The sequence below is a fragment of the Arthrobacter sp. TmT3-37 genome (assembly GCF_054510835.1).
Map to the genome: position 1 here is coordinate 134,369 of NZ_JBTNDU010000003.1, position 25,585 is coordinate 159,953.

Genomic DNA, 25,585 nt, shown 5'->3' on the forward strand with positions numbered 1-25,585 from the left:
CCGGGCGCACCGCAGAACGGCGCCGCCACCGACAGCGCGGAGGCACGCAGCGCGGGTCAGTCGCCCTTGCGTCCGAACACGATGTCGTCCCAGCTGGGGACGCTGGAGCGTTTCGGTTTGACGCGCCGCTCGGGGGTGGCCTCCGCTGCGTCCTTGCCCTGATCCTTGATGGGGTCCTTGCCCGCATTCTTGACCGTCTGCTCGGCGGGATCCTTGTCCGGGCCCTTCGCTGCCGCCGCGCCGCGGCCGCCGGCGCGTGCCGCCGGCGACCCCGTCCCCTGCTGCGCCGCTGCCGGCGGTTGGAGCCTGCGGGTCGGTCGCGCGAAGATGCTGATCTCGCGCGTGTCCGTGCTGACGCCCTCGTACAGCCGGGGCGTGCCGTCCTCGTGGTGGGTGGGATCGGCGGCCGCGCTCCCGAGGACGTCGCCGCCCGGACCGTCGTCGGCGGATCCCTCGTCGGCGGACTCCTCGTCCGTGCCGTCGTCGGTGTCGCTGCCGTCGTCCTGACCGGTGTCCGTCTCCGTGTCGGCGGCGACCCCGGACCGAGGAGCGAGGGACAGCCCCGGCATGGGGAACTCCTCGCCCTCCGGCGTCTCCTGGTCCGCGTCCTCGTCACGGGGATGCGCGGCGGGGATGCTCCCGCGTGTCAGCAGCTCGGCGAGGGCGTCGTCGCCTTCCTCGTCGGCGCCGAGGCGCTGGCCGCGACGGGAGCGGAGCACATCGAGCAGACCGTCCTGGTCCGGCGTCGGAGCCTCGTCCTCCTTCTCCGCCTCGAAGTCGAACACACGGTCCGCCACGGCGCTGAGCCGGCGTGAGGGGAGCGGGCCGTCGAGCGGCTCCAGTTCGCTGAGCACCTGCGCCCAGCGGTTGGCGTTGGCGACGGTCTTGCGTGTGGGGTTGTACGTCCACTGGGCGGGAGGCTGTTCGCCGAGGTCCACCGTCGAATCGTCCGGCAGGTCGAAGGACGCCTCGACGTGCCAGGAGCCGTCCGGACGGCGCCAGGAGTCCCATTCGAGCGACACGGGGTCGATCCCGTAACTCTGGACACGGAAGGCGACCATGTCCCCGAGCAGTGCGGGGTCGTCCCCGAAGGCCGATCGGTAGCCGTCGTGGCTGGGCAGCGGCGTGGCGACCTCCACCCGCTGGGCCAGATAGGCCACGTAGTCGCGCTCGGCACGCACCGGTCCCTCGTACCGCTCGACGTGCGCGAGATCGAGTCCGGATTCGGCGGCGACCTGTTCGGCCGTGGCGCCCGAGCGGATACGCGACTGGATGTCCCGGGGGGTCAGATGCACCGGCGGCTTCGGCGGCTTCGGGGGTTTCGCGGGCTTCGGACGGACCGGCTCCGGAGCCTCCGGTGATGCTGCCAGGGGTGCGTCCGGGATCCGGTCGCTCGCGGCCCGCAGCGCATCGTCGATGGGAAGGCGGTAGGACGTGCCGTCCCCGCCGCTCAACAGCAGATGTTCGCCATCCTCATGGACACCCACCAGGCGTAACTCCTGCATCAATTCCTCCAGCCGACAATAATTGCTACGTGAAACTTTGCCATTGAATGTCGGCCTTTCCTACTACGCGGTGAGGCGTGGCGGCCGGCACACCGGGAGCGGGCACAAATCCCGGCCTTTCGGCGTTGTTGGAGCCGGAGGGGCAGACCCCGGCGTTGGCCAGAGAGTATGGAGCGGAAGACAGGTATGACGACAGACTACGACGCGCCGCGCACGGCGGTCGACGACGACGACTCGAACACCCGCACGGACGTTCGCGCGGGGCATCGGCCGGCGGGGCAGACCGCGCAGATGATCGCACCGGTCGACGATGACGAACTCGAAGCGGCGGATTCCTACGATCTGCCGGGAGCTGACCTCTCCAGCGAGGAGATCTCCGTGCAGATCCTCGCCGCGCAGGCCGACGAGTTCACCTGCGCCTCGTGCTTCCTCGTCCGTCACCGGTCGCAGATCGCACTCGACAGGGGCGGGCAGCTGTACTGCATGGACTGCGAGGGCTGACACAACCGCAGCAGGTGTGGCACGGTCGGTCGTCGACCGACGGCGTCGACCGACGGCGTCGACCGACGGCGTCGACCGACGGCGTCGTTCCCCGTCCCGACCGGGCGCGGGCGCCGGATCAGGCCGCGAGCGCGGCCACGAGGCGTTCCGGGGTGCGGGACGAGGTCAGCCAGTAGGGTGTGCGGTCCTCGGGGTCCGTGACCTCGATGCGCACCACGGGGGAGATCCACCCCCTGATGCAGAGGTACGCGAGCCCGTTCAGGCCCGGGCCCCGCTGGTGGGTCGCGTCGTCGCCGCCGAACCACTCCACCGAGCCCAGGTACTTCCGCTCGATGCTCGCGCGCCCGACGGTCAGCGTCGTCCCGGTGACGGCGATACGCGGTGTCGACAGGATCAGCAGGGTGAACACGATGACGGCGACGACGAGCGCCGCACCGTAGCCGAATCCCATCGAGATGGGAGCGAACATCACGATCACGGCCGAGGAGAATCCCGCGGCGATCAGCCAGATCCAGGGTGAGGGCCAGAGGCGCTCCTCGTACAGGACGGCCTCGTCGGATGTGTTGCGGGGTGCTTCCCCTGGCGCGCTGGACATGGAACCAGCATTCCATCATTTGGCGGCGGTCTCATCCCGGCCGGGCCGCAGGAGCGGCGGGTGGGGCACGGTCCCTCCCTCCCGGACGGGGGCCGGGACGTCCCCGCCCTCGTCCGGGAGGAGTCACCGTCGGTGTGGCCCGGGCCTGTCGGGTAGGGCACCGGCAAAGGCGCTAAAGTGGGACGCTGGTAACCGGATAGCTTGCGTGGGAGATGCGGTCAATGGGTACACAGCAGGACCTCCGGGTCCAGATCTTGATGCTCGACGACGGCCTCGAGCCGCCCGCCTACGCCACCGACGGCGATGCGGGCGCGGACCTGCGCACCGCCGTCGACGTCGTCCTCGAGCCCGGTGCGCGGGCGCTCGTCCCCACGGGAGTGGCCCTGGCGCTTCCCCGCGGGTACGCCGGGCTCGTCCATCCGCGGTCCGGACTCGCTGTACGCCACGGCCTGACCATCGTCAACGCGCCGGGCACCATCGATGCGGGCTACCGCGGGGAGATCAAGGTCTGCCTGCTCAACACGGACCGGTCCGAGGCGGTGCGGCTTTCCCGCGGTGACCGGATCGCGCAGCTGGTCATCCAGCGGGTCGAGCACGCGGTCTTCGCCGTGGTCGACGAGTTGCCCGACAGCGTGCGGGGCACGGGCGGTTTCGGGTCCACCGGCGGCTTCGGTGCCCTTGACGCGACACCCGCGGACCTCCGCTCCGCGGCCGGCGGCTGACGCCTCCCGCAGGCGTCCGCCGCGTCGCACGGAATATCGCACCCCCACGAGAACCTCATCAGGAAAGGACCCCGGACATGGCTTTTGGGCGCCTCAGGAAGAAGAAGCAGGACGACGCCGCCGACGCGCCGCTGACGCAGGAGCCGGCGGCGGACGCCGTCGACGACGCGCCGGTACCGGCGGACACGCCGGCAGCAGCCCCGGACGAGGCCGGAGCCCCCCTCGAACCGGCCGCACCCGCCGGCCACGTGGCGAGTGCCGACTACGACCGCGCCGCCCAGGGTCCGTTCGACGCCTCCGAGCAGGACACCGACCACGGCTACATCGACCTCGGTGCACTTCGCATCAATGCCGCCGAAGGACTCCAGCTGCGCCTCGAGGTGGAGGAGCGGAGCAAGCGGGTCATCGCGGTGACGCTGGACCTGGCCGGATCCACCCTGCAGCTCCAGGCTTTCGCCGCGCCCAAGACGGAGGGGCTCTGGGACGAGATCAGGGAGCAGATCGGGACCTCCGTCGGCTCCCAGGGCGGAACCGTCGAGGAGCGCCCGGGACGCCTCGGCACGGAGCTGCTCGCCAAGCTGCCGGCACAGACGCCCGACGGGCAGGCCGGCGTCCGCGTCGCCCGCTTCGTGGGGATCAACGGACCCCGCTGGTTCCTCCGCGGTGTCTTCGGCGGCCCCGCGGCCCTGAACCCGAGCGCCGCGGCGCCCATCGAGAAGCTGTTCCGCAGCGTCGTCGTGGTCCGTGGCGACCACCCCCTGCCGCCCCGGGAGCTGTTGCAGCTCCGGCTGCCGAAGGACGCCGCAGCCGGCCCGCCGGCTGCTCCGGCTGCCGCCCGCCCGGACCTGAACCCGCTGGAGCGCGGGCCCGAGATCACCGAGACCCGCTAGCCGACGTGCCCTCCCGGCAGTACTCACCAGGCCCGGCCGGTTCGTCCATGCCGACGGGCGGGCCCGCGGGTACGTCCGGTGTGCCCGCAGCGCTGCCGGAACGCGGCAGGATCAAGGCACGAGGCGTGATCGACCGGATCACCATCGCGCCGGTGACCGCATCGCCGTCGTTCACCGTCCTGGCGCGGATCGACTGGAACGGCGCCCGGGAGGACGTGCGCATCGTCTGGATGGGCCAGCGCCGCATCCCCGGCATGGAGGCAGGGGTAGCGTTGCGCTTCGAGGGCATGCTGAGCCGGGTCGACGGCCTGCCCACCGTGTACAACCCCCGCTACGAGATCATCGGCCGCCCCGAGGAGTCCTGAATGAGCCACCCCACGAACGAGCCCGGCGCGTCCTCGGAGCCTTCCGGCGCCGATGGACGCCCGGCCTCCCGCCCCGACCCGCAGCAGGCCGGGCCCACGGCGGCCGACCTGGCCACGCAGTACGCAGCCAGGTCCGGGGTGAAGCGCAACCACTCCGGCCAGATCGACGTCCTGTCCTCGATCGGTGGCGTGCAGGGACTCGCCGAGAGCATCGCGCCGGGCCTGGTCTTCACCGTCCTCTTCACGATCACCACCGACCTCCCGGTCTCGCTCGTCGCGGCGCTGGCGGTCTCCGCCGTCTTCACCGGGATCCGGCTCGTCTCGCGCACGCCCGTCACGCAGGCCCTCGCCGGACTCGTGGGCGTCGCCTTCTGCGCCTTCGTCGCCCTGCGCACGGGCAACGCGGAGGACTTCTTCCTCCCCGGGTTCTTCATCAACGGTGCCTACATCCTCGCGATGGCCGCGTCGGTGGTCCTCCGCTGGCCGTTCGCAGGACTCCTGTTCGGTCTCCTCCGCAACGAGGGCATCGAGTGGCGGAAGGATCCCGTCCGCGTCCGCGCGTACTCCCTTGCCACCTGGATCATCGTCTCGGTGCTGGCGCTGCGCCTCGTGGTGCAGGTGCCGCTCTACCTGACGGAGAACGTGGCGGCGCTGGGTTCCATGCGCGTTGCCATGGGCCTGCCGCTGTATGCCCTCGGGCTGTGGCTGGCATGGGTCGTCTCCCGTCCGCGCCCGGCCGACTCCGACTCCGACTCCGACTCCGACTCGAGCATCGTCCCCGGCACGTAGCCGGGCACCCCTCGTCGTCGTCCTCGCGGCGACCGTCGCGGATCCCCTTTTTCAAGTTCGATCGGCCCAGCAGCATTCCTTGCGGAGCCGGATTCGGCAGGCCTACGATGCTGGCACTCCGGGGGTCGGTCGAACGGCGCCCGGCCCTCCATCCAGTGCCACAGGATCGCGAAGATGCGTCGAACAGGTGTCGAAGAGGAATTCCTGATCGTCGACGGCGTCGACGGACACCCCGTCGCGCTGGGCGACGTGGTGGAGCGCCTCGGCGGAGCCGACGGCCTCAGCAGTGAGATGAAGCAGGAACAGATCGAGACCTGCACCCCTCCGCGGATCGGCCTCGCCGAACTGTCCCGTGACATCACCGCACAGCGCATTCGAGCGGACGCCACGGCCCGCTCGGTCGGTGCCCGGGCCGTCGCCCTCGCCACATCACCACTTCCGGCGACGAGCACGACGACACCGGGCCTGCGCTACCAGCGGATGGTGGAGCGGTTCGGCCTCACCGCGGTGGAGCAGCTGACCTGTGGTTGCCATGTCCACGTGGAAGTGGTGTCGGACGAGGAGGGCGTCGCCGTCCTCGACCGGATCCGGATCTGGCTCCCGGTGCTGGCCGCCATCACGTCCAATTCCCCCTTCTGGAACGCCACGGACACCGGCTATGCGAGCTACCGCTCCCAGGCCTGGAACCGCTGGCCCACCGTCGGTCCCTGCGAGATCTTCGGGTCCGCCCAGGCCTATCGCGCCCAGGTGCGGGAGATCCTCCGGTCCGGGGTCCCCCTCGACGAGGGGCAGATCTACTTCGACGCCCGGCTGAGCCACCGCCATCCCACGGTGGAGGTCCGGGTGGGCGACGTCTGCCTGCAGGCCGACGACGCCGTTCTCCTCGCGGCCCTGGTGCGGGGCCTCGTGGAGACGGCAGCGCGGCAGTGGCGCGCCGGCGTGGCACCCGTACCGGCCCCCGCCGTGCAGCTCCGGCTCGCCTGCTGGCAGGCCAGCAGGTTCGGGCTCGACGACCGGCTGATGCACCCGCTGTCCGGCGAGCCGCGCGGCGCGTTCGAGGTGGTCATGGCCCTGCTCGACCACCTCCAGCCGGTCCTGGAGGACCAGGGCGAACTCGGCACCGTGGAGTTCCTGCTGTTCCAGCTCCTGGCGCGGGGGACCGGTGCCGCCCGTCAGCGGACCGCCTACGGGGGGGCTGGGATTTGGGGGGGCGTCGTCGCGGATGTGGGGGTGGCCGCCCCCTTGCCGCCCACCCCGCTGCAGGATCCGGCCCCCTCGGCCCTGCTCAGCAGCAGCCAGGAGTCGTGACGATCGACGCCGAGCACCAGGAACCAGATCGGTACGGCTACACGCCGCCCGCGCACCGGCAGGGCCGAGTCGGGGCGGACCAGGCGTTCTTCCCGACCTGCGGCAGCTCCCGCCGCCCTGGTGGTGAGTCCCACCCCGCACGGCACGTGTGCGGACCTCGACGCGATCGTGGAGATCTTCCCCCGGCGGGCCCGCGCAGCTAGCTCCCGGCCCCGTCGCTCCGCGCCGAGAGCGCGACGCGCAGTTCGTCCTCCGCCGCGATCGCCGCGAGGAAGAACATCTCGTCGCCGCCCTCGACGACGTCGTCGGGACTCGGGGTGATGGGGGAGTCGTCCCGCAGCAGGGCCACCACGGCGCAGTCCGCCGGCAGCTCGATGGAGCCGACCGTCCCGCCGACGAGCGGGGAGTCCTGAGGGACTGTGAACTCGACGATCGACGACACACCGGTCTGGAGCGTCAGCAGGCGGACCAGATCGCCGATCTCGACGGCTTCCTCCACGAGGGCCGTCATGAGGCGCGGGGTGTTGACGGCGACGTCCACACCCCACGAGTCGTCGAACATCCAGTCGTTCTTCGGGTTGTTCACGCGCCCCACGGTGCGGCCCACACCGAATTCGCTCTTCGCGAGCAGCGACACCACGAGGTTGACCTTGTCGTCACCGGTGGCGGACACCACGACATCGGCCTCCTCCAGGCGGGCATCCTTGAGCGTCGTCAGTTCACACGCATCACCGATCAGCCACTTGGCTCCCTTGAGCCCGCTGCGGCCGATCACCTCCGGCTTCTCGTCGATGAGCAGGATCTCGTGCTTGTTGCCCAGCAGCTCCCGTGCGATGGACGAGCCGACACTCCCGGCCCCGGCGATGACGACCCTCATGAGAGATCCTCCTGCGGTGCGGCCGCGAGGATGCGACCGATCTCGTCCGTCGCCGTCGTCTGCATCATGGCGTGCAGGATATCCCCTTGCTGGTAGTTGGTCTCGGCGGTCGGCAGGATCCCCTCCCCGAATCGGGTGAGGTACGCGACCCGGACTCCGCTCGCGGACTCGATACTGCGCAGGGACCGGCCCAGCCAGGCATCGCTCAACGCGAGCTCGGCGAGGATCAGCCGGCCGGAGGTCTCCCGGAAATCGCCGTTGATGGTCTGTTCCGGCAGGATGCGACGCAGCACCTGGTCGGCGCTCCAGCGCACCGCGGCGACCGTGGGGATCCCGAGCCGCTGGTAGATCTCGGCGCGCCCCGGGTCGTAGATACGGGCGACGACGTGGGGCACGTGGAACGTCTCCCTGGCGACCCGGGTCGCGAGGATGTTGGAGTTGTCGCCGCTCGAGACGGCGGCGAAGGCGTAGGCATCCTCGATCTCCGCGTACTTGAGGGTCTCCCGGTCGAACCCGACACCCGTGACCTTGCGCCCGCCGAAGGACGACCGCAGGCGGCGGAAGGCGCGGTCGTCCTGGTCGATGATCGCCACCGAGTGACCGGATTCGTCGAGCGTATGGGCGAGGCTGACGCCTACCCTGCCGCATCCCATGATCACAAAATGAGCCACCGGGGGCACCCCTGATTCTTGGTGTAGATCCTGCCGTTCCCTGCTGTACCAGCATCAAGCCTAGTGGCTTGGTCCCGGCGCCGACGCGCTAGTCTGTGGGCTGTGCTGACTTTTCTCGAGGCCGTCAAGCGGGTGCTGGTGGGCAAGCCCTTCGCCAGCGACAGGCTGAGGAACAGGAGCCTGCCGAAGCGCCTCGCCATGCCCGTCTTCTCGGCGAGTGCGCTGTCCTCGGTGGCCTACGCCCCGGACGAGATCCTGCTGACGCTCGCGCTCGCGGGTGTGGCGTCCGTGGCCGTCTCGCCGTGGGTCGGCCTGGCCGTCATCGCCGTCCTGCTCGTCGTCGTCGCCTCCTACCGCCAGGCGGTGCACGCATATCCCTCGGGCGGCGGCGACTACGAGATCGCCAAGCGGAACATCGGACCCCGCGCCGGCACCACCGTGGCGTCCGCGCTGATGATCGACTACCTGCTCACCGTGGCCGTCTCGGTCTCCGCCGCCGCACAGTACGTCGTCTCCCTCGCGCCCGGCCTCGAGGGTGGACGCGTGGTCCTCGCCGTCGTCGGCGTCGCGGTGCTCGTGCTGCTGAACCTGCGGGGCATCACGCGCGGTATCCGCGCCCGCGCCGTCATCACCTATGCCTTCCTCGCCGGGATCCTCGCGCTGTGTGCCACCGGCATCGGCCAGGCGGTCACGGGGACGCTCGCGCAGGCGCCCAGCGCGCGGTTCGAGATCGTCCCGGATGCCGCCCTCGACGCCGGCCTCGTGGGGCTGGCCGGCGCGCTCCTGATCCTCCGGGCGTTCTCCGCAGGTGCTGCGGCCCTCACGGGCCTCGAAGGGCCGGGTGCCAACGTGCCGCGCTTCGAGGCTCCGCACAGCCGCAACGCGGCGACGACGCTCGTGATCCTCGGCGTCGTCGCCTCGGCGATGCTCGCCGGCGTCCTCTACCTCGCGAACGCCACACGCGTGCACGTGGTCCAGGACCCGCAGGCCCAGCTGCTGTTCGACGGCGCGCCCGTCCCGGACGACTACATCCAGGCGCCCGTGGTCAGCCAGCTGGCGAGGACCGTCTTCGACGCCGGGTCTCCCGCCTTCTACGCGGTCGTGGCGGCGACCGCCCTGATCCTGCTCCTCGCGGCCCACGCCGCCTTCAACGCATTCCCCGTCCTCGCGTCCATCCTCGCGACGGACGGCTACCTGCCGCGCCAGCTGCGCACCCGCGGGGACAGGCTGACGTTCAGCAACGGGATCCTCGCCCTCGGGCTGGGGGCCATCGTCCTGATCCTCGTGTTCCGGGCCGACGTCACGGCGCTGGTGCAGCTGTACATCGTGGGGGTGTTCGTCTCCTTCACGGGTGGCCAGCTGGGCCTCATCCGGCACTGGAACAGGACCCTCCGCAGCACGGTGGGCAAGCAGGAGCGGTGGAGGATCCACAAGTCCCGTGCCATCAACTCCCTCGGCTTCGGGCTCACCGCCGCGGTCCTCGCCGTCATCCTCGTCACCAAGTTCGAGTACGGCGCATGGATCGCGGTGCTCGCCATGGCGATCCTGTTCGCGGTGATGCGCAGCATCAAGAAGCACTACGACGCCGTCGCCGAGGAACTCGCGATCGACGACGCGGTCCGCCTGCGGGCCCTGCCCTCACGCGTGCACGCCGTGATCCTCGTCTCACACGTCCGGAAGCCGGTGCTGCGCGCCCTCGCCTTCGCCCGGGCCTCGCGTCCGTCGCGCCTGGATGCCATCACGGTCGACGTCGATCCCGAGCAGACCCGCCGAACCCTCGCCGACTGGGCGAAGTACGAGATCCCGGTGCCGATCACCGTCCTCGCCTCGCCCTACCGGGACACCATCACACCGATCCTCGAGTACATCAGGACGATGCGCCGGGACTCGCCCCGCGACCTGATCGTGGTCTACATCCCCGAGTACGTGGTGGGAAAGTGGTGGGAGCAGCTGGTCCACAACCAGACCGCCCTCCGCATCAAGGCACGGCTGCACTTCGTGCCCGGCGTGATGGTCGCCAGCGTGCCGTGGCAGCTCGCGTCCTCCGACGCGGCCCAGATCTACCAGGACCTGAAGTAGGAAGACACCATGACCGACGCCGTACCAGCCGCCGACCCCACCGAGAACCTGGACCGGGCAGCAGGCTCCGCCGCCGGCACGGCCGAGCTGACCATCGAACGGCCCGCCCACGGCGGGCACTTCGTGGCCCGGCACGAAGGCCGCGTGGTCTTCGTCCGCCACGCCCTGCCGGGGGAAGTGGTCCGCGTGCGGTTCACCGACACCGACGAGGCCGCGAGCTTCTGGCGGGCGGATGTCGTCGAGGTGATCGAGCCCTCCCCGCACCGCGTGACCCATCCCTGGCCCCTGGCGGACGCCCTCACGGCCGCCGCGAAGGGACGCTCCGCCGTCGGTGGCGCCGAATTCGGCCATATCGCCCTCGACGAGCAGCGCCGGCTCAAGGGTGCCATCGTCGAGGAGCAGCTGGCCCGCCTCGCGAAGACCGACCGGGCGGTGACGGTCGAGGCAGCGCCGGGGGAGGCACCCGACGGCCTGGCCTGGCGCACGCGCGCGGCTTTCGCCGTGGATTCGGCCGGCCGTCTCGCCATGCACCTGCACCGTTCCCACGGCGTCGTCCCCGTCCGGGAGATGCCGCTGGCCGTCGCGGCCGTCAACGACCTGCGGCTGTGGGCGCTGGACCTCAGCGGCATCGGGAGGGTGGACGTCGCTGTCCCGTCAGGCGGGGGTGAGCCGCTCGTGCTGCTCGTCCCCGCGGCGGGCACGTCCCCGCGGCGCGTCGCCTCGGTGGCCTCGTCCGTCCACGGCGCCTCCGTGGGCGTCCTCGATCCCGCGTCGGGGCAGGTCGAGCGGCTGAAGGGGAGGACGTGGCTGCAGGAGAGCGTCCTCGGCATCGACTACCGGGTCACGGGAGCCGGTTTCTGGCAGATCCACCGGGGCGCTCCCGAGGCGCTCGTGTCCGCGGTGCTCGACGGGCTGCAGCCGGCGCCGGGTGAACGCATCGCCGACCTCTACGCGGGCGCGGGTCTGTTCACCGTGCCACTCGCTCGCGCCGTCGGGCCGGAGGGTTCGGTGCTGTCGGTCGAGGGTGCGCCCGGGACGAGCCGCGATGCGCGGCGCAACCTGCACGGCCAGGACCACGTGTCGATCGTGCAGGGGCGGGTGGACGCCGTGCTCGGCCGCTGGAGCGAGCCGCTCGACGCCGTCCTGCTCGACCCGCCCCGGGCAGGGGCCGGCAGGAAGGTGGTCCGGCAGATCGTGCAGGCCCGCCCGCGCGTCGTCGGCTACGTGTCCTGCGACCCGGCGTCGTTCGCCCGCGACCTCGGCTACTTCCTCGCCGCGGGCTGGTCGCTCGACTCCCTGCGCGTCTTCGACCTCTACCCGCACACGCACCACATGGAATCCTTCGCGCGGCTCCTGCCGCCACCGGCCTGACGACGGAGGGCTCGGGCGAGCCGGGCGGACGATCGAGGCACCCCGCCGGACACCCGGACGTTAGAGTTAAGGTCAATCGAGGGCGATCCCTCGCCACGCCGAACGAACCGAGGAGGCGCCGATGGGACTCTTGGAGACGATCCACGGCCCACAGGACCTGAGCAAGCTCAGCGACGCGCAACTGTCAGCGCTCGCCGAGGAGATCCGTACCTTTTTGGTCAGCAACGTCTCGCGGACCGGAGGACACCTGGGGCCCAACCTCGGGGTCGTCGAGCTGACCCTCGGCATCCACCGCGTCTTCGACTCACCGCGGGACAGCATCATCTTCGACACCGGCCACCAGTCCTACGTGCACAAGCTCGTGACCGGGCGGCAGGATTTCAGCACCCTGCGCCAGCAGGGCGGCCTGTCCGGTTACCCGTCGCGCGCGGAGTCCGTGCACGACGTCGTCGAGAGCTCCCATGCCTCGTCCTCGCTCTCCTGGGCCGACGGCATCTCCCGGGCCCGGGTCCTCAACGGCGAGGGCGACCGCTACGCCGTCGTCCTCGTGGGCGACGGTGCGCTCACCGGCGGCATGGCCTGGGAGGCGATCAACAACATCGCCGCGGACAAGCGGCGCAGGGTCGTGATCGTCGTCAACGACAACGGCCGTTCCTACGCGCCCACCATCGGCGGTGTGGCCGACTATCTCGCCTCGCTGCGTCCCACCCTCGATTCCGTGCGCACCCACCGCGTCTACGAGCGCACCCTCGACTGGGTGAAGACCCGCATGCAGAACGGCGGCACGGTCGGCGCGTTCAGCTACAAGAGCCTCCACGCCATGAAGAAGGGCATCAAGGACTGGTGGGCACCCCAGGGCCTGTTCGAGGACCTCGGCATGAAGTACGTCGGCCCCGTGGACGGCCACGACCAGGCCGCCGTCGAACAGGCACTGCACCTCGCGAAGAACTACGAGGGGCCCGTGATCGTGCACGCCATCACGGAGAAGGGCCACGGGTACGCCCCGGCCCGGGCCCACGAGGCCGACCAGTTCCACGCCGTCGGCATCATCGACCCCGAGACGGGCGAACCGGTGGACGCCGCGGGCCAGCAGTCCTGGACCTCGGTCTTCGCGAACGAGATCGCCGACATCGCCGACGAGCGGCCGGACATCGTCGGCATCACCGGCGCCATGCTCATCCCCGTCGGACTGCACCGTTTCGCCGCCCGGCACCCGGACCGCGTGTTCGACGTCGGCATCGCCGAGCAGCACGCCGTGGCCAGCGCGGCCGGGATGGCCTTCGGCGGCCTGCACCCTGTCATCGCCCTCTACGCGACCTTCCTGAACCGCGCGTTCGACCAGCTCCTGATGGACGTGGCCCTGCATCGGGCCGGGGTGACGATCGTCCTGGACCGCTCGGGCGTTACGGGACCCGACGGCGCGAGCCATCACGGGATGTGGGATCTCGCCCTGCTCCAGGCCGTCCCGGGCCTGCACCTCGCCGCCCCCCGCGATGCCACGCGGCTGCGCGAGGAACTGCGCGAGGCCGTCGCCATCTCGGACGCCCCGAGCGTGGTCCGCTACTCGAAGGGATCCGTCGGCGCGGAGGTGGAGGCGATCGAACGCTTGCACGACGGCGTCGACGTGCTGTCCCGCCGGCCCGCCGGCTCCCGCGCCAACGACGTCCTGATCGTCAGCGTCGGGGCCATGAGCGAGCTCGCGCTCGACGTGTCGAACAGGCTCGGCGCGCAGGGCATCAGCTCCACCGTGATCGATCCCCGCTGGCTCCTGCCGGTGCGCCGCTCGGTGATCGACCTCGCAGCCGAGCACCGCATCGTGATCGTCATCGAGGACGGTGTCCGTGCGGGTGGCGTGGGATCGAGGATCCGCCAGGAGATGCGGTCCGCGGGCGTGGACACCGCGCTCAACGAGGTGGGACTCCCGGTCGAGTTCCTCGACCACGGCTCCCGGAACCAGGTCCTCGAGCGCGTCGGCCTCACCGCCCAGCAGATCACGCACGACGTCGTCGCGCAGGTCCTGGGCACGAAGGTGCCGGTCGCGAGGCCGCTCGCCGACGACGCATCGCCGGTCACCGGGCAGTTCCCGAAGCACTGATCCCTGCGGGAAGCGGTGGATCGCCGCTTCCCGCAGCACGCCACCGCCCGAACTCCGCGGGGGAGGCGTCCGCGAACGCGACGACGGCGGACACGGCCGGCATCCGACGACGGCGGACGCCGATGAACGGCCCGGGAACGCCGAACCGCTCGCCCGGAGCACGATGGACCGGCTCCTGTCCGCGAGTGCAGCGCGCACCATCGGTTCCTTTCCGGAACCGGTGTGAGACAATGGCGATGGCTGGTGGGGGAACCACATTCCCACGCCGGTCCGGTGACAGGCTTCCGTTCCGTGAGCGATGCTTCCGTCCTATCGACTCCGCCCCATCGGTGGACGTAGGCGGAATCCGCTGGCGGGACCCACCGTCCACACGGGCGGCTGAGTTGGAAAAGCGCCACTGGCCTCCGAGTGATTCCGCACCCCCATGACGGTGTGACCTCGGACGGCATGACAACGACTTCCGGTCAGCCGCCGGGCGAAGGGCCCGCGGCCGGCCGACATACCGCCCTGGAGGGCGCTGGAATGTGGACGGTGCCGCAGGGGTTTGGAGCGAGCACGCATGGATCAGTCAGAGCAGCAGGGAAACGAACAGGCAGTGACGGAAGCACCCGCTACCGCGCCGGAATCCCAGGAGCAGGCCGCACCGGCGAAGGCGCCGCGGAAGCGCCGCACCGCGAGTGCCCCCGAGGGAGCACCACCCAAGGCACCGGAGGCGTCCCCCGAGGAGGAAGCCGCCGCCCCCGTCCGCAAACGCGCCACCCGGGCGCGGAAGCCCGTCGTGGTGACGGACGAGACCGAGGCGGACGCCGTGGCCGTACCCGCCGGCGACGGAGCAGCATCGCCGGCCTCCGACGCCCCTGCAGCGACGGCCACCACCCGGGCCCCCCGCACCCGCCGACGCGCCGCGACCGCTGAAGCCGGCCCAGCCCGTCCCGTCGAGCAGCCCGCAGCCGATGCTGCACCTCCAGCCTCACCCGCAGCCGACGCCGCAACCGCTGCCTCACCCGCCGACGCGCCCGACGCAGTCGGAGCGGACGCCGTCTCGATTCCCGCCGTTCCAGCCGAGGAGAAGCCCGCACGGGCGCGCCGTACCTCGACGAGGACCCGCAGCCGCAGGGCGTCGGAGCCCGCGCAGTCGGACGACGCCGCAGTGGCGGAACCCGTAGCAGACGGCACTCCCGCAGCAGCCGACACTCCCGCAGGGCGCCCGGACGCCGCGTCGGAGTCCCGGCAGTCCGCGCAGCCCCAGGACGGAGCCACGCAGGGCGACGTCACGCAGGTCGATGCCGGCCAGGAGGACACGCCGTCGGACGAGAACCGGTTCGATCCCTTCGCGGTCCCCGAGTCGCCGCTGTCGCTGCTGTTCCACGCACCCGATCTCAGCACCGTCACCGTGCCGTCCGTGAAGGTGGCGCCGCCGCAGGAGGACACGGACGAGGAGGAGTCGGACGAGTCCGGTCGTCGCTCGCGTCGCAGCCGTCGGAGTCGCACGCGCAGCCGCAGCGATGCCGGCCAGGCCGACGCCGGAACCGACGACGGCCAGACAGAGGGTCCTGAGGACACCGACGGACGGTCCCCGGCGAACGGCCCCGAGGAGGGCGCGGGCGTCACGTCGCGCCGTCGTCGTCGTCGCCGCCGTGGAGACCAGGACCTCGAGCTGACCGGCGGCGAGGACGACGATCCGCCCAACACCGTCACGCGCGTGCGGGCTCCCCGCCAGTCCAGCGAGCCCGTCTCGGACCGTGTGACCAGCGTCCGCGGCTCCACCCGGCTGGAGGCCAAGAAGCAGCGCCGCCGCGAGTCCCGTGACACGGGCCGCCGCCGCCAGGTCATCACCGAGGCCGAGTTCCTCGCCCGCCGCGAATCCGTGGACCGCCAGATGATCGTCCGCCAGCGCGATGACAGGATCCAGATCGGCGTCCTCGAGGACGGCATCCTCGCGGAGCACTTCGTGTCCAGGACGCAGCAGGACTCGCTGATCGGCAACGTGTACGTCGGCAAGGTGCAGAACGTGCTGCCGAGCATGGAGGCGGCGTTCGTCGACATCGGACGCGGCCGCAACGCCGTCCTGTACGCCGGAGAGGTCAACTGGGACGCGGCCGGCCTCGACGGCCAGCCGCGCCGCATCGAACTCGCGCTGAAGTCGGGCGATCCCGTCCTCGTGCAGGTCACGAAGGACCCGGTGGGCCACAAGGGTGCGAGGCTCACGAGCCAGATCTCCCTGCCCGGCCGCTACCTCGTGTACGTGCCCGGCGGCTCCATGACCGGTATCTCCCGCAAGCTGCCCGACGTCGAGCGCAACCGCCTCAAGCGGATCCTCAAGGACCGCCTGCCCGAGAACGCCGGCGTGATCGTCCGGACGGCGGCGGAGGGTGCCAGCGAGGAGGAGCTGACGCACGACATCAACCGCCTCCGTGCCCAGTGGGAGGAGATCGAGCGCAAGGCCGGGTCGACCAAGACCCTGGCGCCCGAACTCCTCTACGGTGAGCCTGACCTCACCATCAAGGTGGTCCGCGACGTCTTCAACGAGGACTTCTCCAAGCTCGTCGTCTCCGGCGAGGAGGCCTGGGACACCATCGAGGCCTACGTCATGTACGTGGCGCCGGACCTCGTCGGCAGGCTCGAGAAGTGGACGGGCGACGAGGACATCTTCGCCGCCTCGCGCATCGACGAGCAGATCTCGAAGGCCCTGGAGCGCAAGGTGTTCCTGGCGTCGGGCGGCTCGCTCGTGATCGACCGGACCGAGGCGATGACCGTGGTCGACGTCAACACGGGCAAGTTCACCGGCAGCGGCGGCAACCTCGAGGAGACCGTCACGAAGAACAACCTCGAGGCGGCCGAGGAGGTCGTGCGCCAGCTGCGGCTCCGCGACATCGGCGGGATCATCGTGATCGACTTCATCGACATGGTGCTCGAGGCGAACCGCGACCTCGTGCTGCGCCGTCTCGTCGAATGCCTCGGCCGTGACAGGACCAAGCACCAGGTCGCCGAGGTGACCTCGCTGGGGCTCGTCCAGATGACGCGCAAGCGCATGGGCACGGGCCTGCTCGAGGTCTTCGGCGAGGACTGCGAGCACTGTGCGGGCCGCGGCGTCGTCACCCACATGGAGCCCGTGGAGCACCGCCGTTCCGTGCCTGCGCCCGACAACCAGCAGCAGCTGCGCCAGGACAAGCCTTCCCGGAGCGAGCGCAAGCGCAACCGGGGACGCGGCAACCAGCAGGACGAGGGCATCGCACTGCCCCCGGCCCCCGTGGCCGAGACCCCTGACCGCGCGGCGAAGGCCGAAGCGGCCCGGGCTGCCCTCGCCAGCATCGCGGCCGCCACGCACCACGCCCACGAGGAGCACGCGGAGCAGACCCCTGCCGACGCCGACGTCCAGGTCACGGAAGCCGTGCTGACGATCAACGGCGAGACAGTGACCCTGCCACGGGCGGAGAGCCGTCGGCCGGCCGTCGAGGAGGCCCAGGAGGCGCCCGCGACGCGCCTGACGCTGGACAGCCTGAGCGAGGCCTTCAACCGCCGGCCCGCCGATGTGGACGATGTCCCGGCCGTCGACGTCGCGGCCGCTGGCGACGGCGCCGCGGCAGACGGCGATCGCGAGGAGGCCGCCGACGTCCGGGCGGTCCCCGCGACCAGCGCCGCGCCTCCCGTCGTCGTTCCCGCGCCCGAGGCGCCGGTGCGCCGGTCCAGGCCGCGACGCCGGGTCGCCCGCAGCGCGCAGGGCGCTGCGGACACCGCCATCGAGACCCAGGGTGCCGAGAGCGCCGCCGAGCCCTCCGGGACGCGGCACGTCGCCAAGGCCGGGCCGATCGCGCGGAAGCCGGAGCCGTCCGGTGCGGAGCCGCTGATCTTCGGCGTCGGCGTGCCGGCGTCGGAGCTGTAGCAGCTCCACGTACGACGGATCGGCAGGCACGCGAAGGCCGGAGTCCCCAGGGGCTCCGGCCTTCGCGTGTCCCGTCCATGGGCGCCCGGCTGCTATAGGCTGGTCGGTGACACGGGGTGCCCTGCCGGATGCAGGGCTGAGATCACACCCGTCGAACCTGATCTAGTGGGCCTCGCGCCCGTGCCTAGCGGAGGGATGTCAGTCATGGACACTGCCCGAACAGCGTGCGATCCGATCTCCGGGATCCCCAACATCCTGAGCATCGCCGGCTCGGATCCGAGCGGCGGCGCCGGGATCCAGGCGGACATCAAGAGCATCAGCGCCACGGGCGGGTACGCGATGGCCGTGGTGACCGCCTTGACGGCGCAGAACACCCGCGGCGTGACCGCGGTGCACACCCCGCCCACGGACTTCCTCCGGCAGCAACTCGACGCCATCGCCGAGGACGTGCGCATCGACGCCGTGAAGATCGGGATGCTCGGGTCCGCCGCCGTGGCGCGCTGCGTCGGCGCATGGCTCGACCACGCCCGCCCGCCGGTCGTCGTGCTCGATCCGGTCATGGTCGCCACCAGCGGTGCGCGGCTGCTCGACGACGACGCGGTACGCGCCGTCGTCGACCTCGCCCGGCGTGCGTCGCTGGTGACCCCGAACATCGCGGAGCTCGCCGTCCTCGTCGGAGCGGATCCTGCCGCCTCCTGGTCCGCAGCGCTCGAGCAGGGGAGGGTCCTCGCGGTCCGGCTCGGCACCCGGGTGCTGGTGAAGGGCGGGCACCTGCCCGGCGAACGATGCCCGGACGCCCTCATTCCCGCCCCGCAGGACGCAACGGGCGGCCCGGACACCGTGGTCCTCGACGGCTGCCGGGTGCCGACCGAGAACACGCACGGTACGGGCTGCTCGCTGTCGTCCGCGATCGCCACGCGGTTCGCCGTGACCGGCGACTGGCCCACGGCGGTGCGGGAGGCAAAGTCCTGGCTCGAAGGGGCACTGCAGGGCGCCGACCTGCTGGACGTGGGAGCAGGCAGCGGACCGGTGCACCACTTCCACGCCGGACCTGATCCTCGCGCGCACCAGCGCTTCACGGAGCTCGCCTGGCGCGACATCGGGGAACTGCGCAGGAACCTCCTGGAGCTGCCCTTCCTCACCGCGCTGATGGAGGGGGACCTTCCCGCGACCGACTTCGCCTACTACCTGCAGCAGGACGCGCTGTACCTCCGCGACTACTCCGCCGTCCTGGCCCGTGCCGCCGCCATGGCGCCGGCCGAGGACGAGCAGCTGTTCTGGCTGTCCGCGGCGACGTCGTGCCTGCAGACCGAGGCGGAGCTGCACCGGACCTGGCTGTCGGGGAAGACCGGCATCCGGGCAGGGGAGGGCGATGCGGGTCCCGTCACCCGCGCCTACTGCGACCACCTCCGGGCCGTCGCCGGGCGGGGATCGTACGCGGAACTCGTCGCCGCCGTCCTGCCGTGCTTCTGGCTCTACGCAGCGGTCGGCGACCACGTGCAGGAGAGGGTGCAGGAGAGACCGCAGGGAGGACCCGGAGGCCACGGCCCGTCCGGTCCGCATCCCTACGCCGCATGGATCGCGACCTACGCCGACCCCGGCTTCGCGGAGGCCACCGCGCGCGCCAAGCAGATCGCCGACGGCGCGCACCGACGGGCGTCCCCGGTCGAACGCACGGCGATGCTTGCGGCCTTCCGCTGGTCCGCCGCCTATGAACGGGACTTCTTCGACGCCCCGAGGGCCCGCGCTGCCGCGCGCCGAGCGCCCGCTGATTTGCGGGAGGGCGCTGTACTGGCGTAATCTGAACCCTCGGTGCACTTGCCTGTCAACCGGCATGTCCGGCGGCAACTGCGCAGGATTCGCAGACTGGGATGTCCAGCAGACACGAGCGGCCTCCGGGCGGCGACGTCGAAGGCACCAGTGCGGGTCCCGCACGACGAGCAACCCCAGGATTGCCGCCGAGGCGCACCCAGGTTTTTTCATCAGAAGTCAAGATTGTCGAGAGAAGTGAGTTCCCAAGTGGTGTACGCGATTGTCCGCGCAGGCGGCCGCCAAGAAAAGGTTTCTGTAGGAGACCTCGTTACCCTTGACCGCGTCACCGGTCAGGCAGGAAGCACGTTCAAGCTTCCCGCCCTCCTTCTGGTAGACGGCGCCAAGATCACCTCCGCAGCGGAGGACCTCGCGAAGGTCACCGTCACTGCCGAGATCGTCGAGAATCTTCGTGGACCGAAGATTGTCATCCAGAAGTTCAAGAACAAGACCGGCTACAAGAAGCGCCAGGGTCACCGTTCGGAACTGACCCGCGTCAAAATCACAGGCATCGCGTAGTCCCTTCGGGCTACCGATCGGTCACGTAGACACTTCAGCGAAGGCAGGCATAACTCATGGCACATAAGAAGGGCGCAAGCTCCACTCGCAACGGCCGCGACTCGAACGCACAGTTCCTCGGCGTCAAGCGCTTCGGCGGCCAGGTCGTCAAGGCCGGCGAGATCATCGTCCGCCAGCGCGGCACCCACTTCCACCCGGGCGCCAATGTCGGCCGCGGCGGCGACGACACCCTGTTCGCACTCGAGGCAGGTGCCGTGGAATTCGGTACCCGTCGTGGACGCAAGGTCGTCAACATCGTGGGCGCGGCAGCAGAGTAGTCTCTGCCAGCGCACGGTGCACCAAGCATTCGGGTGGGGTGAGCCTCTATGGCTCGCCCCACCTTCTTTTAAGCCGACCCGACTCGGCACAGTGAAGCATTTGTAGAAGGAGACCGACGTGGCGAGTTTCGTTGACCGCGTAGTCCTGCACGTATCCGGAGGCACCGGCGGCCACGGCTGCGTCTCTGTCCACCGCGAGAAGTTCAAGCCCCTCGGTGGGCCCGACGGCGGTAACGGCGGCGACGGCGGTAACGTCATCCTCCGCGTCGACCACCAGACCACCACGCTCCTCGACTACCATCACGCCCCCCACCGGCATGCCACGAACGGCGGCAACGGGATGGGTGACTGGCGCGGCGGCAAGAACGGGGAGACTCTCGTCCTGCCGGTGCCGGACGGCACCGTGGTCAAGTCGAAGGACGGCGAGGTCCTCGCCGACCTCGTCGGTGAAGGCACCGAGTTCGTCGCGGCGGCCGGCGGCCAGGGCGGCCTCGGCAATGCCGCGCTGTCCTCGCAGAAGCGCAAGGCACCGGGGTTCGCGCTGCTCGGCATCCCCGGTGACGAGCGGGATGTCGTCCTCGAGCTCAAGTCCATCGCGGACATCGCCCTCGTGGGCTTCCCCTCCGCCGGAAAGTCCAGCCTGATCGCCGCGATGTCGGCGGCCCGCCCGAAGATCGCCGACTACCCCTTCACCACGCTCGTGCCGAACCTGGGCGTCGTCGAAGCGGGTTCCACGCGCTTCACCATCGCGGACGTCCCCGGCCTGATCGAGGGTGCGAGCGAGGGAAAGGGCCTCGGCCACCACTTCCTGCGCCACGTGGAGCGCTGCGCCGCCCTCGTGCACGTGCTGGACTGCGCCGCCCTCGAGACGGACCGCGATCCGCTGAAGGACCTCGGCATCATCGAGCGTGAGCTCGAGAAGTACTCGGTGGACATGAGCTACGCAGGGCCCGACGGCGACGTCGTCCCCCTCAACGAGCGCCCGCGCCTCGTCGCCCTCAACAAGGTGGATGTGCCGGACGGACGGGACATGGCGGACTTCGTCCGTCCCGAGCTCGAGGAGCGCGGCTACCGCGTCTTCGAGGTGTCCGCGTCGAGCCACGAGGGACTGCGCCAGCTCGGGTTCGCGATGGCGGAGATCGTCGAGAACGCGCGCAGGACCGTTGCCGCCGCACCTCCGAAGGTCGCGCCGCCCGTGCTGCGCCCCCGAGGCGTCAACGCCGCACCGTTCCGGATCCGCCTCGAGGAGAAGGACGCCCTTCCCCTCTTCCGCGTGCTCGGCGAGAAGCCCGAACGCTGGGTCAAGCAGACCGACTTCACCAACGACGAGGCCGTCGGCTACCTCGCGGACCGCCTGGCCAAGGTCGGTGTCGAGGAGGAGCTGTTCAAGGTCGGCGCCAAGCCCGGCGACACCGTGGTGATCGGCGAGGGCGACGGCGTCGTCTTCGACTGGGAGCCCACGATGATGGGCGGCGCCGAGCTGCTCGCCGGACCGCGCGGTTCCGACCTGCGCCTGGCCGAGTACGTCCGGCCGACGCGCGAGCAGAAGCGTGAGGAGTACCAGGAGCGCAAGGAGGCGAAGGCTGCCGCCCGGGCCGATCTCGAGGCGGACCGCAAGGCCGGCATCTGGACCGAATCGGTGCAGAAGCGGATGCGGCCTGCCCCTACGCGGCAAGAAGCGGACGGCGAGTCCGAGGGCTAGCCATGGGCCTGGACACGTCACTGCATCCGCTGGCCTCCCGGGCGGGACTACCGTCCGCGCGGAGGATCGTCGTCAAGGTCGGTTCGTCGTCCCTGACGTCCGTCTCGGGCGGCATCTCCGGCGAGGCACTCGTGGGCCTCGCCGATGTCCTCGCCGCGCGGCGCACCGCGGGGACCGAGGTGATCCTCGTGTCCTCCGGTGCGATCGCGGCAGGTCTGGCGCCGCTGGGTCTCGCCCGGCGTCCCGCGCAGCTGTCCACGCAGCAGGCCGCAGCGAGCGTCGGCCAGGGCCTGCTGATGGCGCAGTACTCGCAGGCCTTCGCCGCGCACGGCGTGACCGTGAGCCAGATCCTGCTGACCGCGGACGACCTGGTCCGGCGGTCCCACTACGCCAACGCGCACCGGGCGATGGAGCGGCTCCTGAACTTCGGCGTCGTGCCGATCGTCAACGAGAACGACACCGTGGCCAGCCATGAGATCCGCTTCGGGGACAACGACCGCCTGGCCGCCCTCGTCGCCCACCTCGTCAAGGCGGAGGCGCTGGTGCTCCTCAGCGACGTCGATGCGCTCTACGACGGCCCACCGAGCGAGGGTGCCCTGCGCATCCCGCTCGTGGAGTCGCCGGCCGACCTGGACGGTGTCACGATCGGGCGTGCAGGCAAGGCGGGCGTCGGCACGGGCGGCATGGTCACGAAGGTCGAGGCCGCCACCATCGCGGCGGCCTCCGGCATCCCCGCGCTCGTGACGTCCACCGCGAATGCCGCCGCTGCGCTGCGCGGCGAGGACGTGGGCACCTGGTTCACGGCGACCGGCAAGCGGCAGCCCATCCGCCTGCTCTGGCTGGCCCACCTCGCGAGGGTCCTCGGCACCCTCGTGCTCGACGACGGTGCCGTCCGCGCCGTGGGGGAGCGGCGGCGGTCCCTCCTCCCCGCGGGAGTGGTCGGCGTCTCCGGCGTCTTCGAGGCCGGTGACCCCGTGCAGCTCGTGAGCAGCGACGGGACCGTGGTGGCGCGCGGACTCGTCAACTACAGCTCGTCCGAGCTGCCGCGCATGCTCGGACGCTCCACGCATGATCTCGCGGAGGAGCTGGGCGCCGAGTACGAGCGTTCCGTGGTGCACGTGAACGACCTCGTGGTGCTGCGGCCTGCCGCCGCGTCATAACCCGACCTCCGGGCGTCCTCCGAACCGGCTCCTCGCTAGACTGCTGGGATGACCGATCTGCAGGCTGAGCCCACGACCGCCCGGACCGACGACACGCCGTCGCTCACCCCGGAACAGCTCACCGCGGCGGTCCACGCGATCACGGACCGGGCCAGGACCGCCTCGAGGATCCTCGGCCGGGCAAACCGCGCCCGCAAGGACCGCGTGCTGCTGGCGATCGCCGACGCGTTGGTCGCCCGGCGGGACCTCGTGCTGGCCGCCAACCGGGCCGACGTCGAGCGCGGCCGTGCCGCCGGGACCTCCGACTACCTGCTGGACCGGCTGAGCCTGGACCCGGAGCGCATCGGCCGGCTCGCGGATGCACTCGCCCAGCTGGCCGCCCTTCCTGATCCCGTCGGGACCGCCGTGCGTGCGGAGACCCTGCCCAACGGGCTCCGGATGCGGCAGGTCCGGGTGCCCCTCGGCGTGGTCGCGGCGATCTACGAGGCCCGCCCGAATGTCACGGTCGACATCGCCGGCCTGGCCCTGAAGAGCGGGAATGCCGTGATCCTCCGCGGGGGCAGCGCGGCCGCCGCCACGAACGCGGCGCTCGTTGGCATCATCCGGGACACCCTCGAGGACCACGGGCTGCCCGATGACGCCGTCCTCACCATCGACGAGTTCGGGCGGGAGGGCGCCCGCGTGCTCATGGAGGCCCGCGGACGCGTGGACGTGCTGATCCCGCGCGGCGGACGCGAGCTCATCCAGTCCGTCGTCACGAACGCCCGGGTCCCCGTGATCGAGACCGGCGAGGGCAACGTGCACATCCTCCTCGACGAGAGCGCCGACGAGGAGATGGCCGTCGACATCCTGCTCAATGCCAAGACGCAGCGCCCCAGCGTCTGCAACACGGTCGAGACCCTCCTCGTGCACAGCCGCTCCGGAGCCGCTCCTGCAGTCCTCGCCGCCCTCTCGCGCGCCGGGGTGACGCTCCACGTCGACGACCGCTCGCGTGCGTTCCTGCCCGAGGGGACGGCTGCCCCGTCGGCGACCGACGACGACTGGAACCGCGAATACATGCAGCTCGACCTCGCAGTCCGCACCGTGGACAGCGTCGACGAGGCGCTGCAGCACATCCGACGCTGGAGCACCGGGCACAGCGAGGCCATCATCACCAACAGCCTCGCGTCCTCCGAGGAGTTCGTGGCCGGCGTGGACTCCGCCGCCGTGCTGGTCAACGCATCGACACGGTTCGTCGACGGCGGCGAACTGGGCCTCGGGGCCGAGGTCGGGATCTCCACGCAGAAGATGCACGCGAGGGGACCGATGGGGCTGGCCGAGCTCACGACGACCAAGTGGATCGTGCAGGGCGAGGGGCACGTCCGGCGCTGACGGACCTCCCGTCGGCGGAGCCCCGTGCCCCGTTGCGCGTACCATTGGAGGAAATGCCCACGCCGGACCGGAACCACCGGCAGAACCTGACCCGACAGAGGAACCACGATGCTCTACTCCCTCGGCAGCGCACTGCTGGCGAACGAAGCCATGGAAACCCACTCCGAGCTGCCGATGCCGGCGATCGCGTACGGATTGATCGCCATGGGTGTCCTGCTCACCCTGATGATCGTGACGATCTCCTTCTCCAACGTGCGCAACCGCCACGAGGCCGTCGAAGAGCACATCGACCCGCACAAGCAGCACGCGAACAACCACGATCACGGCGAAGCGAACCGGCACTAGCAGTCCTGGTGGCAGAGGGTATCGAGCGGGACGTCATGGGTGGCCTCCGGCAGCGGCATCGTGATGGTTCGCCGTGGCGCCTCGGCGTCATGGGCGGCACCTTCGATCCGATCCACCACGGTCACCTCGTGGCCGCCAGCGAGGTCGCATCGGTCTTCGATCTGGACGAGGTGGTCTTCGTCCCGACGGGCCAGCCCTGGCAGAAGGCCGACAAGGACGTCACGGCGGCCGAGCACCGGTACCTGATGACCGTGATCGCCACGGCGTCGAACCCCAGCTTCACGGTGAGCCGCGTGGACATCGACCGGCCGGGCCCCACCTTCACGATCGACACGCTGCGCGACCTGAAGGTCGAACGGCCGGATGCGCAACTGTTCTTCATCACCGGCGCGGATGCCATGGCCCAGATCCTCACGTGGAAGAACGCCGAGGAACTCTGGTCCCTGGCGCACTTCATCGGGGTGACGCGGCCAGGGCACGAGCTGAACGGCCGCGGGCGCGACGTGAGCCTCCTGGAAGTGCCGGCCATGGCGATCTCCAGCACCGATTGCAGGCGCCGTGTGGGCGAGGGCAAGCCGGTCTGGTACCTGGTGCCCGACGGCGTCGTGCAGTACATCGCCAAGCACCGGCTCTACCGGCGCGACATCCGGCAGGAGGGCGCACCGTCCTCTGGCGTCGAGGGCGAGAAACAACCGACTGGATGAATCAGCG

22 protein-coding genes and 1 riboswitch are annotated in these 25,585 nt (G+C 70.8%); of the genes, 18 read left to right on the forward strand and 4 right to left on the reverse strand.

Annotated elements, in window-relative coordinates; genetic code table 11:
• Positions 1–56: 56 nt before the first annotated feature.
• Positions 57–1,505, reverse strand: a complete 1,449-nt coding sequence (gene sepH / locus ACX80U_RS05580; protein ID WP_459267702.1) for a septation protein SepH — start codon at positions 1,503–1,505, stop codon at positions 57–59.
• A 186-nt stretch (positions 1,506–1,691) separates the two neighbouring features.
• On the opposite strand from sepH, the gene ACX80U_RS05585 reads away from it, so the two are divergent.
• Positions 1,692–2,006, forward strand: a complete 315-nt coding sequence (locus ACX80U_RS05585; RefSeq protein WP_459267703.1) for a DUF4193 domain-containing protein — start codon at positions 1,692–1,694, stop codon at positions 2,004–2,006.
• A gap of 118 nt (positions 2,007–2,124) precedes the next feature.
• On the opposite strand, the gene ACX80U_RS05590 is transcribed toward ACX80U_RS05585, so the two are convergent.
• Positions 2,125–2,601, reverse strand: coding sequence for a DUF3093 domain-containing protein (locus tag ACX80U_RS05590; RefSeq protein ID WP_133081707.1), 477 nt, complete (start codon positions 2,599–2,601; stop codon positions 2,125–2,127).
• A gap of 212 nt (positions 2,602–2,813) precedes the next feature.
• Here ACX80U_RS05590 and dut point away from each other — a divergent pair, with 212 nt between their 5' ends.
• From dut to ACX80U_RS05615, 5 genes are all read left to right on the forward strand, one after another.
• Positions 2,814–3,323 carry a dUTP diphosphatase gene (gene dut / locus ACX80U_RS05595; RefSeq protein WP_459267704.1) on the forward strand — a complete coding sequence of 170 codons (510 nt, stop codon included), beginning with the start codon at positions 2,814–2,816 and terminating at the stop codon, positions 3,321–3,323.
• Positions 3,324–3,400: 77 nt separating this feature from the next.
• A complete protein-coding gene (locus ACX80U_RS05600) occupies positions 3,401–4,213 on the forward strand; it encodes a DUF3710 domain-containing protein (RefSeq protein ID WP_208740975.1) in 813 nt (270 codons plus the stop codon).
• A 125-nt stretch (positions 4,214–4,338) separates the two neighbouring features.
• The gene (locus tag ACX80U_RS05605; RefSeq protein ID WP_244186211.1) at positions 4,339–4,578 is read left to right on the forward strand and encodes a hypothetical protein; all 240 of its coding nucleotides are present in this window, start codon (positions 4,339–4,341) and stop codon (positions 4,576–4,578) included.
• Positions 4,579–5,367 carry a DUF3159 domain-containing protein gene (locus ACX80U_RS05610; protein WP_459267705.1) on the forward strand — a complete coding sequence of 263 codons (789 nt, stop codon included), beginning with the start codon at positions 4,579–4,581 and terminating at the stop codon, positions 5,365–5,367. It abuts the gene before it with no gap.
• Positions 5,368–5,541: 174 nt separating this feature from the next.
• Positions 5,542–6,675 (forward strand): glutamate--cysteine ligase, encoded by a 1,134-nt coding sequence (locus ACX80U_RS05615; protein WP_459267706.1) that lies wholly within the window; start codon positions 5,542–5,544, stop codon positions 6,673–6,675.
• A gap of 199 nt (positions 6,676–6,874) precedes the next feature.
• On the opposite strand, the gene ACX80U_RS05620 is transcribed toward ACX80U_RS05615, so the two are convergent.
• Together ACX80U_RS05620 and ACX80U_RS05625 are read right to left on the reverse strand one after the other, a co-directional pair.
• Positions 6,875–7,552 (reverse strand): potassium channel family protein, encoded by a 678-nt coding sequence (locus tag ACX80U_RS05620; protein ID WP_133081713.1) that lies wholly within the window; start codon positions 7,550–7,552, stop codon positions 6,875–6,877.
• Positions 7,549–8,223, reverse strand: a complete 675-nt coding sequence (locus ACX80U_RS05625) for a potassium channel family protein (protein ID WP_133081714.1) — start codon at positions 8,221–8,223, stop codon at positions 7,549–7,551. Before ACX80U_RS05625 ends, ACX80U_RS05620 begins: the two co-directional genes overlap by 4 nt.
• A gap of 102 nt (positions 8,224–8,325) precedes the next feature.
• On the opposite strand from ACX80U_RS05625, the gene ACX80U_RS05630 reads away from it, so the two are divergent.
• From ACX80U_RS05630 to nadD, 12 genes are all read left to right on the forward strand, one after another.
• Positions 8,326–10,302, forward strand: coding sequence for an APC family permease (locus ACX80U_RS05630; RefSeq protein WP_459267707.1), 1,977 nt, complete (start codon positions 8,326–8,328; stop codon positions 10,300–10,302).
• Positions 10,303–10,311: 9 nt separating this feature from the next.
• Entirely contained in the window at positions 10,312–11,673 is a 1,362-nt protein-coding gene (locus ACX80U_RS05635; protein WP_459267708.1) for a class I SAM-dependent RNA methyltransferase, read from the forward strand.
• Positions 11,674–11,794: 121 nt separating this feature from the next.
• Positions 11,795–13,768, forward strand: coding sequence for a 1-deoxy-D-xylulose-5-phosphate synthase (gene dxs / locus ACX80U_RS05640; RefSeq protein ID WP_133081716.1), 1,974 nt, complete (start codon positions 11,795–11,797; stop codon positions 13,766–13,768).
• A 559-nt stretch (positions 13,769–14,327) separates the two neighbouring features.
• Positions 14,328–17,651, forward strand: a complete 3,324-nt coding sequence (locus ACX80U_RS05645; protein WP_459267709.1) for an Rne/Rng family ribonuclease — start codon at positions 14,328–14,330, stop codon at positions 17,649–17,651.
• A 102-nt stretch (positions 17,652–17,753) separates the two neighbouring features.
• Positions 17,754–17,864, forward strand: a riboswitch (TPP riboswitch).
• Positions 17,856–19,451: a bifunctional hydroxymethylpyrimidine kinase/phosphomethylpyrimidine kinase gene (gene thiD / locus ACX80U_RS05650; RefSeq protein ID WP_459267710.1), complete on the forward strand. Its 1,596-nt coding sequence runs from the start codon at positions 17,856–17,858 to the stop codon at positions 19,449–19,451. (Overlaps the previous riboswitch by 9 nt.)
• Positions 19,452–19,670: 219 nt before the next feature.
• On the forward strand, positions 19,671–19,979 hold the full coding sequence (rplU, locus tag ACX80U_RS05655) for a 50S ribosomal protein L21 (RefSeq protein WP_087073581.1): 309 nt from the start codon (positions 19,671–19,673) through the stop codon (positions 19,977–19,979).
• 56 nt (positions 19,980–20,035) lie between these two features.
• Positions 20,036–20,296, forward strand: a complete 261-nt coding sequence (rpmA, locus tag ACX80U_RS05660; RefSeq protein WP_087073579.1) for a 50S ribosomal protein L27 — start codon at positions 20,036–20,038, stop codon at positions 20,294–20,296.
• Between the two features lie 118 nt (positions 20,297–20,414).
• Positions 20,415–21,998 carry a GTPase ObgE gene (gene obgE / locus ACX80U_RS05665; protein WP_208741287.1) on the forward strand — a complete coding sequence of 528 codons (1,584 nt, stop codon included), beginning with the start codon at positions 20,415–20,417 and terminating at the stop codon, positions 21,996–21,998.
• A gap of 2 nt (positions 21,999–22,000) precedes the next feature.
• Complete coding sequence (proB, locus tag ACX80U_RS05670; RefSeq protein WP_208741285.1) at positions 22,001–23,158, forward strand: glutamate 5-kinase; 1,158 nt, start codon at positions 22,001–22,003, stop codon at positions 23,156–23,158.
• Between the two features lie 48 nt (positions 23,159–23,206).
• Positions 23,207–24,529 carry a glutamate-5-semialdehyde dehydrogenase gene (locus tag ACX80U_RS05675; RefSeq protein WP_208741283.1) on the forward strand — a complete coding sequence of 441 codons (1,323 nt, stop codon included), beginning with the start codon at positions 23,207–23,209 and terminating at the stop codon, positions 24,527–24,529.
• A 108-nt stretch (positions 24,530–24,637) separates the two neighbouring features.
• Positions 24,638–24,874 (forward strand): hypothetical protein, encoded by a 237-nt coding sequence (locus tag ACX80U_RS05680; RefSeq protein WP_459267711.1) that lies wholly within the window; start codon positions 24,638–24,640, stop codon positions 24,872–24,874.
• Between the two features lie 35 nt (positions 24,875–24,909).
• A complete protein-coding gene (nadD, locus tag ACX80U_RS05685; RefSeq protein ID WP_279628611.1) occupies positions 24,910–25,578 on the forward strand; it encodes a nicotinate-nucleotide adenylyltransferase in 669 nt (222 codons plus the stop codon).
• The last annotated feature ends 7 nt before the right edge of the window (positions 25,579–25,585 follow it).